A 12,284-nucleotide genomic window follows, 5' to 3' on the forward strand; every position below is an offset into this window, starting at 1 on the left:
CCGTTTTCTATGATAAAGATGGCCTGCAATTACGTGTGGCCTATAACTACCGGACAGCATTCCTGGGTCGTCCATCAGTTGGTCCAAGCAGCGAGCCTGTTCACTATGACGACTACGGTTCATTCGATGTCAGTGCAAGTTATGACGTGACTGATAAAGTTACTTTGTTTTTAGAAGGTAGCAACGTTACCGGTGAGACCGTCAACAAATATGGTCGTTACAAAAACCAGTTTATCGGTTTTGAAGATACCGGTGCGCTCTACACCTTTGGTATCCGCGCCAAGCTTTAGTTTTACTTTTCACTCGTCGTGAACTCCCGTTTGCCCGGCTTCGGCCGGGCCTTTTTACCCTTTTGCCCGAAATTTGTATTGAACAGGATTTGATACGTAACGGACCACATCTTTGCTCTAGATAAAGACAATTCACACAATAAATTTACTTATCCGCTAAAGGTGTTATATGAAAAACTTATTCGCTACTCCTTTGATAAAGATATATTTTCTAGTTGTTGCAGCCTTTTTTCTCAGCAATTCCGCAAATGCCCAGCAAACTTGTAATGCGTTTGTAGGCGGCAGTTGTACGCAGATCAATGCAATGTATGTGAAATTGGATTCAACCAGTCGCATTGCCGGTGTGCTAGGCAATACTACAGCCGAAAATGCGATGTTGAAGTTCGCGCGCGATAATGGGATTAACTATCTCATTATGTATGATCTACAAGGGTTGGTTGCTAATTCTACTCGCGCCGCCCAATTGGCATCACTCATCTCGCGCGCTAAAATCCAATACGGTGTACAGCAAGTTGGTGCTGCCTTGGCTGAATCGCAATTCGCCGACAATATTGTTGCTTACAACAATAGCCATGCAGCTAACGAAAGAATTGATGTGTTGAATGTTGAACGTGAATTTTGGCGTTCTACCACCAATCGTGCAGGCGAATTTGATACAACGATTAATATCCTTAACTATTTTAAATCTGTTGCTCTCGCCAATAATTTAACGACTGAGATTTACATTGGTTGGATTACCGCAACCGAAGGTGTTCGCCTTGGTGATGCGGTTGATCGTGTGCTGGTTCATTATTATCGCCAGACAGATGTTGAGATAATTAATTATGGAATAGAGCGCCTGCAATATCTTGCAGGTGCGAGCCGCAAAGTCAAAGTAATCCCCATTTTTTCCAATGAAGGTCCATCGACAACCGATGATGCTGAAACCTATTTTATGGGCAATTGGTTGGCGACGAATCCCAACGATAAAGCCTATAAAACCTGGCTGGCAGGCTATAACGCAATTACCGCGAATTGGAAAAATAATATTGAAGTGATTGGTTCCAACTGGTTTCTCTACAATCACTTTCCCGCAATCTACGCTTCAAAACCCAATCACATCACCAGTAATCCTGTTAATCAAACAGCATGCGTAGGCCAGACAAAAGCTTTCACTGTTGCAAGCTCTGCAACAAATAAAACTTATTGCTGGCTTAAGAATGGAAAGTGCTTGGTGAATGGCGGGAATATAGCTGGCGCTAACACCGCATCATTGGTCATTTCCAATATTACAGCTCAGGACTATGCAAATTACGCCGCACGGGTAATTAGTTATGACACAGCCAATCCAACCAGTTTCACGTCAACGGCTGCGACTTTAACGTCGGCTAGCAGTTGCAGTGGCACTACAAATCTTGCGTTAGGAAAGTCAGTGACTGCTTCATCTTTTATTGCGGCGGGCTATGAACCAGCAAAAGTGGTTGATGGCAATACCACCACAACACGTTGGGCAAGTGCATATTCAGGTTCGCAATGGATTCAAGTTGATCTTGGATCAGTCGCTGCAATTTCCCGTGTGAAATTGACCTGGGACCCGGCTTACGCCACCGATTATCAAATACTGACTTCCAATAATGGCAGCACTTGGACGACGCTGCGCTCATATACAGGCAATACCAGTCTTGTGAATGACAGCACCGGCTTAAACACATCCGCTCGCTACGTGAGAATTAACGGCACAGCTAAAGCTTTGCCGCAGTGGGGATTCTCGTTGTACGAGTTTGAAATCTATTAATTCCTTGTTTAATAAATTCCGCTTTTTTGCTCCATCTGGAGCTGTTGTAGAGGTAAAAGAAGAATGTTGAAAAAAACTATGTTGTGCATTGGGTTGGCGTTGTCTGCCAGCCCTGTATTCGCAGATCTCTCGTCCGGTGATCTGAAAAATTTTGGTAATGCGGCGGAACTGCGTTTCGGTGTTGTGAGCAACTTCGGTCAAGAAGGCGCTTTTAATGCATTGGTTACTGTTAATAACAACTCTTCCGTTGCGTTGCCGAAAGGAAAATCCAATTGGAAAATTTATATCCATTCGGTCAAGCGCGTGTTATCGACAGCATCTACCGAGCTAACGTTTAAACGCCTGCAAGGCGACCTTTACGAAATTGCACCTACCGATAAATTCCCGGGTTTGGCTGCTGGGAGTTCATTACAGTTTCCATACACTGCACGCGGCCATATCGTAAGCTACAGCGATTTTATGCCGCGTGCTTTTATCGCCAATGCTGCTGGTGAATCAGCTGTTTTTGCAAACACCGATACCGAAGATCTGGAAAAGTTTGTTGATCCATTTGTTAAGCCGGAACAATATTCTCGGTTTGATATTCCCCGTGATCTTTATCCGGTAGTGACAACGAGTAGTCGTTATCAAACCAATGTTGCTATCAATCAACTTGAGTTATCCAGTGATCAGATAAAAATCGTTCCTACACCAAAGAATGTTACCTACAGCAAGGGCAGTGCGCAGCTCGATAATCGCTGGGCAATTGTTGAGGTGGGTGGGCTCGCATTTGAGTCCAGTTATTTGCAGCAGCGTTTGCGTGAATCTGGTTTGGTGTTGGAGAAAAGTGTTGCCAATAGCAGCTCCAAAAAACAACTGATTGAGCTGATCATTGATAAAAAGATAACCATTCCTGAAGCCTACGAGTTAAATATCACTAGCGAAAAAGTAGTGATTTCCGCAGGTACACCGACCGGGGTTTTTTATGGAGTGCAAAGTTTCCTGAGTTTGCTACCTGCTGAGAAGTCAGTTACCCAATCTGTTACAGCATTGCGCGTGTTTGATGAACCGCGCGCGAGCTGGCGAGGTATGCATTACGATGTGGCGCGCAATTTCCACGGAAAAGAGGCTGTGCTCGCTCTGGTTGAACAGATGGGACGTTACAAGCTAAATAAATTTCATTTCCACCTGACAGAGGATGAGGGTTGGCGAATTGAAATCCCCGGTCTGCCAGAATTAACTGAAGTAGGCGCGTTTCGTTGCTTTGATCCATCTGAAACCAAATGCTTAATGCCGCAATTAGGCAACGGTCCAAATAAAACAGCAGTTGGTAATGGTTACTTAACTGCTGCAGATTTTACCGAAATAGTTAAATTTGCTGCACAGCGCCACATCGAAGTTATTCCTGAAATTGATATGCCGGGGCATTCTCGTGCAGCAATTAAGTCTATGGAAGCTCGTTACAAAAAACTGATGGCTCAAGGCAAGAAAGATGCTGCAGAACAATATTTGTTGAGTGATCCGCAAGATAAATCCCAATACCTTACCGTGCAAAGTTATTCCGATAACTCTGTCAATGTGTGCTTGCCGTCCACCTATGCATTCATCGAGAAAGTAACCTACGAACTGCAGCAAATGTTCCGCAAAGCCGGGCAAAAGCTGGAAGTGTTTCATATGGGCGGCGATGAGGTTGGTGTAGGTTCATGGACTGCATCACCGGCGTGTGATCGTTTGTTTGCCAGTAATGATCGTGGCGTGACGGGTGTTGCTGATCTCAAACCCTATTTTGTGCAACGCATTTCTGAGATTACCAGCAAGCGTGGCCTGGATATTATGGGCTGGGAAGACGGTTTGATGTATGACCCGAACAATACTTTTAACCGCGAGCAGTTACAGAATAAGCGCGTGATTGCAAATGCGTGGGATAACATTTGGGAAGCGGGTGTGGCCGATCGTGCACATCGTTTAGCTAATAATGGCTACGACGTTGTTATTTCTGGTGCTACCCATTTGTATTTTGATCATCCACATGAAGCCAGTGCGAAAGAGCGTGGTTACCACTGGGCAACACGTTATTCCGATCTGCCAAAAGTATTCGGATTCATGCCGGATAACCTCTATGCGAATGCAGATAAAACCTTTATCGGTGCTGACATTACCAACCTCAATGGTTTGGTTGGCCGCATCCTGCCTCCCCTTAAAAAACCTGAACATGTTCTTGGTATGCAAGGTCAGGTGTGGACTGAAACAATCAGAACCCAAGAGCAGCTTCAGACCATGATTTTTCCGCGCGTAATGGTTCTCGCTGAGCGTGCGTGGTTTAAAGCTGGTTGGGAAGGCGATAGCCCGAATTTGCAAAAGCGTGCATCGGACTGGAGAGATTTTTCCTCAACGCTGGTTAAAAAAGAATTGCCCAAGCTCGAACAAGCTGGAGCTAAATTTTATTTGCCGCCACCCGGTGGTGTAAAAGCTAATGGCAAGCTCCTCGCTAATAGTTCTTTGCCAGAACTTGCAATTGAATACAGCACTAATGGTGGAAAATCCTGGATTGTCTATCAATCTGAAGTGGATGTTGGTAGCTCACCAGTGCTTTTGCGTAGTCGTGTTGCGTCGGTCGTTAGCGATATTGCTGCGATTGAATAAGGGTTTTTATATCCACTCTTTCGTCGGTCGTTTGTTTAAACGGCCGCTTTAAATCCAGGTTATATGACAGGGTTATAAAAAATGTTTCGCAAATTATTTGTATTCAGTGCATTTTTAACATTAGCTGCATGTGGTGGTGGCTCAGCAGCGGTCAAAAATAATAGCAGTAGTTATGTGTCCGCTAATTCATCCAGCGTCGCACCCAGCTCGGTAGCTGCTTCGTCAGTTGTTTCATCTACCGGTTCTTCAATAGCGTCGTCAGCTTCAAGCCAACCTGATATTGCTGCTGAAAATATTTATGGCCTATATGTGTCGCTCCATATGGGGCGCGCAGACCAACTGTTAGGTAATGCCCAGCGTGAAGAGCAATTCTTGAAATTTGTTCGCGACGGCGGCTTCACTTATTTGATTTTTTACGAATTGGAAGGCCTTAATCCAACATCAGTGAAAGCGCAGCAGTTTGCATCGCTTGCTAATCGTGCTAAATCAACGGCAGGCGTTAAACAAATCGGTGCGGCCTTGGGCGATGCCAGCGAGGCTGACACCGTTGTTGCTTACAACAAGGGGCGTCCTGAATCTGAACGTATTAATGTATTGAATGTTGAATATGAATTCTGGAATAGAGCGGATCGGAAAACAGAGTTCGCCAAAACCATTTCAATGTTGGAGCGTTTTAACACTGTTGCTGCAGCAAACCAGTTAATGACAGAAATTTACATCGGTTGGATCGATGCAACGGAAGCGGTAACCTTGGCTAACGTGACCGATCGGATTCTGGTTCATTACTATATGCAAACAGATAACACTATTATCAATTTCGGCCTTGAGCGTCTTGAGTGGTTGTCTGCCGCAAGTCGTAAGGTAAGAATCGCGCCTATTTTTTCCAATGAAGGGCCAAAAAATACCAATGATTTACCGTTTATGGGCTGTTGGTTAGAGAAAAACCCGCATCAGCAAGCTTACACATCATGGAAAGCTCAGTACGATGCACTTGATAAACCCTGGAAAGCAAATATAGAGGTCGTAGGTTCAACCTGGTTCGTTTATGATAAGTTTCTGGATGTGGGTACCAGCGGAACCGGCTGTGCCAAATAATTTCTAATCGACCCTTTGGGCAATGCAAAAGTATGACCGCGATAGCAAGCCAGCATGAACAGGAACTAATACAGGATTCCGCAAGAGTTGCGCTTATCAGAGGCAATTATCAGGAAGCCTATGGGATTTTGACCAAGGCTGTTAACCAGTATCCTGAGTGTGCTGGCTTCTATTTTCTGTTGAGCCGTATTGCCTACGATTTTAAAAGTTATATTAAAGAGGTTGAAATGCTGACAAAGGCAAATCAACTTGAGCCAGATAATCCGGTATTTACCGTTTATCTGGCGCGAGCACACATTTTGGCGGGCAATAGTGTTGAGTCGGTTAATCTTCTTTCCCATGCCGAGCTGATGTCAAATCACACCGCTGAATCTTTCGATGTAATGGGCGGTACTTACAATCGCCTTTGTATGTATCAACAAGCAGCAGACGCGTTTGAAAAGTCCATCGCACTTGACCAGCGAAACCACGGTGTATTTTTTAATCTGGCATCATCATTAAAGTTCTGCGGGGATTTCACGGGAGCGCGAGCGGCTTACGAACGCGCGATTGCGTTAAAGCCGGATTACTTTAAAGCGCATGCGGCGCTGACCAGTTTGGGTGGAATCACTCAAGAGTCTAATCACGTTGATCGTTTGCGCGAGTTGTTAGATGTCGCCTCATCATCAGATGATCTTTTAGCCGTTGCACATGCTTTATCGAAAGAGTTAGAGGCGCTAAAGCAATACGATGATTCAATCGCTGTGCTTGCCAAAGCCAAGCGACAAAAAAGTAGTCAACTCGGCTATCAATTCGAGCGTGACGCAAAAATATTTTCCCAGCTGCAGCAGTATTACGCTGATGAATCTGTGAGTGATAGAACAGGTTTCGATAATGAACGCGCTATTTTTGTCGTGGGCATGCCGCGCACCGGGACTACATTAGTTGAGCGAATACTCACCAATCACCATCAAGTCGCTTCTGGCGGTGAGCTGCATAATTTTTCCATTGCCTTAAAACGTCAAATTAAATCGACAAGTCGCGAGTTTATCGACTCAGCATTTGTTGATATCTTTCCCGCTATTGATCTGTCGAAATTGGGTGAGGATTACATCAATACGACGGATTATTTAACCGGTGATAAAAAGTTCCTTGTTGATAAGCTGCCGCTTAACATTTTGTATGCGGGGTTGATTGCCCAAGCACTAACAAAAGCAAAGATAGTGTGTTTGGATCGAAATCCGTTGGATACAATCGCCAGTAATTATCGCCAGTTGTTCAGCTTTCAGGATTCGACTTTTGGTTACTCGCTTGATCTGGAAAACGCAGCGCGTTATTACGTCGAATTCAGGCGCTTGGTCAATTTGCTGCAGGAAAAGTACGCGAGTAATTTTCATCTCGTCAATTATGAAGTGCTTGCTACTAATCCTGATGTCGAGATAAGGAAACTACTGCAATTTTGTGAGTTGGATTGGGATGAAGCATGTCTGCATGTAGAGAAGAATGATAAACCGGTCGCTACTGCCAGTGCTGTGCAAGTCAGAAAACCCATATCTACTTCCAGTATCGGGCAGTGGAGGCATTACTCTGCTTATCTTGAACCTGTCAAAACAATTCTCGCGCAAGCGGGTATTGCTATTTCCGAGTAAGACTTTTATTCCGTCTTGGCCGCTATTGCGGCCGTTCTACCGAGAAGTGTTTGCGCAGAGCCTCGCGGCGAAATTCGGTGGGTGATATTCCGGTTAAACGTTTAAAGAAACGTTGGAATGCCGATTTGCTGTTGAATCCCGACTCTAACAAAATATCCATGATGGTCATGTCTTTGTATTTTTCATCGGAAAGATAGCGCTTGGATTCTTCAATCCGGTACGAATTAATAAACTCAAAGAAGTTAGTGCCGAAAGCTTTATTAATGGCAAAGGAAACATCGCGATAGGGAACGCCAATCTTTGCTGAGAATTGCTCTACGTTCAGGCTTTGGTTGAGAAAAAGCTTCTGATTGACAATCCCGTCCATAATTTTGCTGATAGTAGAATCCAGCGGCTTGGTATCAACAGGTGCTGAGGATTCCTCTTTGGGATCTTCAAACTCTTCTTCTTCTTTGGTGGTAGTCAGGTTTTGTGCATGAGAAATGCTGTAATAAAACAGGGAGATCAGCAAAATAAAATTAATATAGTTATCGGTGACGCCAAAGGGTAGGCGATAAAAATAACCGAGAATGCTTAATAGCGACGTCCAGGCACCCGCCAATACAAATCCCAGCGTTAAGTAATATAACCACCATAGTGCAGTTTCATTGACTTCCGAGTGCTGTTGGTGAAGCATCTTTTGGTAGCGTCGTACGGTAACAATAGCGGCAATAAAATAAGCCAATGGAATGGCTTTAAGGGAGTACCAGAGATTATCAATAACCGAATACAGCAGCGCATCAATACCGAAAGTGTCGAGCTTCATCTGATTGGTATCTATGCCAAAACTGCCAATCACCATTACTGCAATCACAGTTGGAATGAGATGCAAAAGATGGATGCGTTTTAACTGAAAATTCTCTTCTGTAATACTGCGCACATATAAAAGCAGCAGTGGTGCTTTTAATAACATTGCACCGCAATAAAAATAAGGCACAAGCCCGGTGCTGAAATCAGTCTGCGGGATATATTCATTCCAGATCAACATAACGCCGATATCGGAAATGGCGAGGCTGAAAAAAAATCCAGCTAATAGTATTTTGGTATGTTTTTTCTTCGCAGGCAGGATAGGTTGGAATAGTGCGAGGATTAAACTCAGCCCTATAGATAAAATAAGAATGATATCGTTGATGTTAAAAATGGGTGTAAGCATTAATCACTAACCTGGTGCGTTATCCGAAACTCTGGATTATCACAGGTACTTTTTTGCAGGGCACTTTGTCACATAATCCGTCGTTGCATAGTACATGAGGAACAACGAAAAATGGGGATAAAGATATCCCCAATGCTCGGGATTAAATGAAAAAATGCTGCAGGCAGAACCGGTGCGTTATTAGTTATCGTCGTTTTGGTGCAGCTTAGTATAGCTGCTCCAAAACTGCGCGACACGATTGCATTAATCTGGTGCTAATCCAAACCGATAAGCGTTACCACGCCCATCAGAATAAATAATCCGCACGCTGCTTTATGCGCGAAACCAAGCGGCAGTTTATGCATTAGCCATTTGCCCGCAAAAATAACGGGCACGTTGGCAAGTAACATTCCGAATGTTGTCCCCGCGATTACGGCTAGTGTCATCCAGGCATCGGCGCTGAATTTTGCTGCAAGAATGACAGTGGCAATTTGTGTTTTATCGCCTATCTCGGCCAGAAAAAATAACACCAGCGTTGCCACGAACGGGCCGTATTGGGCAAAGCGCCCCATGTCTTCATCGTCTTTATCCGGAATGAGTAGCCAGAGTCCAATCGCGAAAAAGCTACCGCTGACGATCCAGCGCACCCAGTCTGGCGGAATTACGTCAGCCAAAATCGCACCGAGCCATGCGGATAGGCCGTGGTTTACGAGTGTGGCAATTAAAACCCCGAGACTAATGAGGTAGGGGCGCCCATAACGAGCGGCGAGAAACAAAGCAAGTAGTTGGGTTTTATCACCAATTTCTGCAACGGCTACGGCGAGTGTTGAGCTAAGGAAAGCTTCCATTGTTATAACCAGGCGGGACGAAAAAACAAGAGATACAACCGCAGTCCCGCCGGGGCCACAGTGGTATCTCAGGTCTCATCAATCCAGTGTGTACAAAGTACGACAGAGGACGCTTTTGCCATGCCCATCTCCGTGGATGCTGCAAGTATGTTGACAAAAGCGCTCAGCGATAAGGATGCGGGCATCGATTTGCTGGAGCAGATTACTCCCCCGAGAGGGTACGCGCATTATAGGGAAGCGGGAAAAATGCGACAAGTTGAAATCATTCGATCAGCCAATTGTTTGACTTGGATATTCTTTGATTGGCTCTAACTGCATGAATTTAAAGGAATAAATATATTGGCATTCAGCTTGCAATTGTCCCTGTAAGTTCACTTTTTATGATTAATCCGCGCTGTTTTATTGACGCTTAGGGATTGGGAATGGAAAGTGGTTGTTGAGACGGGGTTTTTATGACGCAAGCAGTTTCCAATGTAATCAAGGTCACCAGCGCTTCCAAAGCGCGTGCTGGACTTTTGGCTGCCAACTCGGGCGAGTCCTCAGTTGCACCGCTGAGTGTTGATAAGGGCATCACCGAAAAAGGCCAGGATCTGCGCAATGCATTTGAGTTGTTTAACCAGATGTCCGAGCAGCTGGCTGATTCCTATCATCTGCTGGAAAACCGTGTCGCTGAATTAAATGAAGAGCTTTCCACGCTTAGCGACCGCCGTCTGGAAGAGTTGGCGGAAAAAGAGAAGCTGGCTAACCGCCTCGAAAGTCTGCTGAATTTTTTACCCGGTGGTGTGGTGGTGCTGGATTCATCGGGTCGTGTGTCTGAGTCCAACCCTGCAGCAACCGATTTATTAGGTGAGCCTTTGCAAGGTGAATTATGGCGCGATGTGATCGCGCGTAGTTTTGCGCCGCGTCAGGATGATGGTCATGAAGTTTCATTGCGCGATGGTCGTCGCATCAGCATTCAGACTCGTAACCTGGGCGCTGACGGACAAATTATTTTGCTGACCGACCAAACCGAAACCCGTCGTTTGCAAGGTGAATTAAGTCGTCACGAGCGTTTATCTGCGCTGGGCAAAATGATGGGCGCACTTGCACATCAAATCCGCACACCTTTGTCATCCGCCATGTTGTATGCCGGTCATTTATGCAGTGGCAAATTGGATGATGAGCGTCGCCAACAGTTTTCCGAAAAAATTCTCGGGCGCTTGAATAATATCGAGCGTCAAGTACAAGACATGTTGTTTTATGTAAAAGGCGAACTGGCGCTGAACGATGTTATTAGCGTTGCGCAATTGCAGGCAGATTTGGCCGAAGCGATGGAAGTACCGCTAATGACCAGCGAATCGCGCTGCGAGTGGGTGATTAATTGTCGCGAACAATATATCCAATGTAATCGCGATGCATTAATTGGCGCGTTATTGAATTTAGTAAACAACGCAATTCAAGCAGTAGACTGCAAGGCGGTGCTGCGAATTGAATTTAATACTTATCCGCAAGCCTTGAACGATCCAAAACTCAATTCTGAAGAAGCTCGTCTTTGGATTCGCGTGTGCGACAAAGGACCGGGTATGCCAGCGGAATTATTATCGTCGGTCGGTGATTTGTTTGTCACCACCAAAGCTCAAGGGACGGGTTTGGGATTAAGCGTGGTGAAGGCAGTTGCGCGCGCGCATCACGGAAAATTTTTATTGCAATCAACGGTAGGTAAGGGCACTTGTGCAAGTTTGCTTTTACCTTTCGCGACTTTTACATCCTAGGGGAATAATCATGGCTTTAGCATTGCAACAAGCTGAATTTGAAAATGCGATCAAGGTGCTGGTTGTTGAAGATGACAACAATCTCCGCGAGGCATTAACAGACACGCTGCAACTGGCAGATTATTCCGTTATTCCCGTGAATAGTGGCGAAGAGGCGCTGAAGCAATTAGCGCTGTTCAACGACATTCGCATGATTGTTTCTGACGTGAATATGGGCGGCATGACCGGTCATGATTTGCTGCGGAATGTGAAGCAGGATTACCCGCAAATTCCAATGATGTTGATTACCGCTTATGCCAGCATTAGCGAATCTGTTGATGCGATGAAGCAGGGTGCGGTTGATTATTTGGTTAAGCCTTTTGCACCGCAAACATTGGTGGAAACTGTTGCGCGTCATTTAGGTGTGGCGCAATTTTCTGGCGATGAACCAGTCGCTATGGCGCCATCCAGTAAACAGCTTTTGCAATTGGCGCAGCGCGTTGCACAATCTGATTCCACTGTGCTTGTAGTGGGTGAATCAGGTACTGGTAAAGAAGTGCTCGCGCGTTATATTCACGATCACTCACCGCGTCGCAACCAACCTTTTATCGCCATTAACTGTGCGGCTATTCCTGAGAATATGCTGGAAGCAATGCTGTTTGGTCACGAAAAGGGCGCGTATACCGGTGCGCACACCAGCAGCCCGGGTAAATTCGAACAGGCTAATGGTGGCACTTTGTTGCTCGACGAAATTTCAGAAATGGATATCGGCCTACAAGCGAAATTATTGCGCGTATTGCAAGAGCGTGAAGTAGAGCGTTTGGGCGGCCGTAAAACGATTAAATTGAATGTGCGTGTGATTGCGACCTCTAACCGTGATATGCGCAACGAAGTTGTCGCTGGAAAATTCCGCGAAGACTTGTATTACCGTTTGAGCGTGTTGCCGCTGCAATGGGCACCATTGCGCGACCGTATGGAAGATATTATTCCGCTGGCCGAAAAGATCCTGCAAAAACATGCGCACAAACAAAATCGTCGTGGCGTGAATTTGTCTGTATCGGCGCAGCAAATGCTGCTTGCTTATCCTTGGCCTGGCAACGTACGTGAGCTGGATAATATTATGCAG

At 45.4% G+C, this 12,284-nt stretch carries 8 protein-coding genes and 1 pseudogene; 7 read left to right on the top strand and 2 right to left on the bottom strand.

All coding sequences use genetic code 11. The annotated features are described in order from the left end of the window. The 5 genes and pseudogenes from AAGC78_RS21235 to AAGC78_RS21255 all read left to right on the top strand — a co-directional run. Positions 1–290: pseudogene (locus AAGC78_RS21235) on the top strand (TonB-dependent receptor); the annotation flags it as partial. 169 nt (positions 291–459) lie between these two features. After that, entirely contained in the window at positions 460–2,064 is a 1,605-nt protein-coding gene (locus AAGC78_RS21240) for a discoidin domain-containing protein (protein ID WP_435786114.1), read from the top strand. Between the two features lie 63 nt (positions 2,065–2,127). Beyond that, positions 2,128–4,686, top strand: coding sequence for a family 20 glycosylhydrolase (locus AAGC78_RS21245; RefSeq protein ID WP_435786115.1), 2,559 nt, complete (start codon positions 2,128–2,130; stop codon positions 4,684–4,686). Between the two features lie 81 nt (positions 4,687–4,767). Beyond that, positions 4,768–5,781: a hypothetical protein gene (locus AAGC78_RS21250; RefSeq protein ID WP_435786116.1), complete on the top strand. Its 1,014-nt coding sequence runs from the start codon at positions 4,768–4,770 to the stop codon at positions 5,779–5,781. A 32-nt stretch (positions 5,782–5,813) separates the two neighbouring features. Continuing rightward, positions 5,814–7,409 carry a tetratricopeptide repeat-containing sulfotransferase family protein gene (locus AAGC78_RS21255; RefSeq protein WP_435786117.1) on the top strand — a complete coding sequence of 532 codons (1,596 nt, stop codon included), beginning with the start codon at positions 5,814–5,816 and terminating at the stop codon, positions 7,407–7,409. A gap of 22 nt (positions 7,410–7,431) precedes the next feature. Here AAGC78_RS21255 and AAGC78_RS21260 read toward each other — a convergent pair whose 3' ends face one another. After that, entirely contained in the window at positions 7,432–8,601 is a 1,170-nt protein-coding gene (locus AAGC78_RS21260) for a helix-turn-helix domain-containing protein (protein WP_435786118.1), read from the bottom strand. Positions 8,602–8,855: 254 nt separating this feature from the next. After that, the gene (locus tag AAGC78_RS21265) at positions 8,856–9,428 is read right to left on the bottom strand and encodes a TMEM165/GDT1 family protein (RefSeq protein WP_435786119.1); all 573 of its coding nucleotides are present in this window, start codon (positions 9,426–9,428) and stop codon (positions 8,856–8,858) included. Positions 9,429–9,880: 452 nt separating this feature from the next. Here AAGC78_RS21265 and AAGC78_RS21270 point away from each other — a divergent pair, with 452 nt between their 5' ends. Then, positions 9,881–11,179, top strand: coding sequence for a sensor histidine kinase (locus AAGC78_RS21270; protein WP_435786120.1), 1,299 nt, complete (start codon positions 9,881–9,883; stop codon positions 11,177–11,179). Positions 11,180–11,189: 10 nt separating this feature from the next. Then, the coding region (locus AAGC78_RS21275) for a sigma-54-dependent transcriptional regulator (protein ID WP_435786121.1) at positions 11,190–12,284 on the top strand (1,095 nt) is incomplete at its 3' end.

It is taken from the genome of Cellvibrio sp., assembly GCF_039207905.1.
In the GTDB taxonomy this organism is placed as follows: domain Bacteria; phylum Pseudomonadota; class Gammaproteobacteria; order Pseudomonadales; family Cellvibrionaceae; genus Cellvibrio.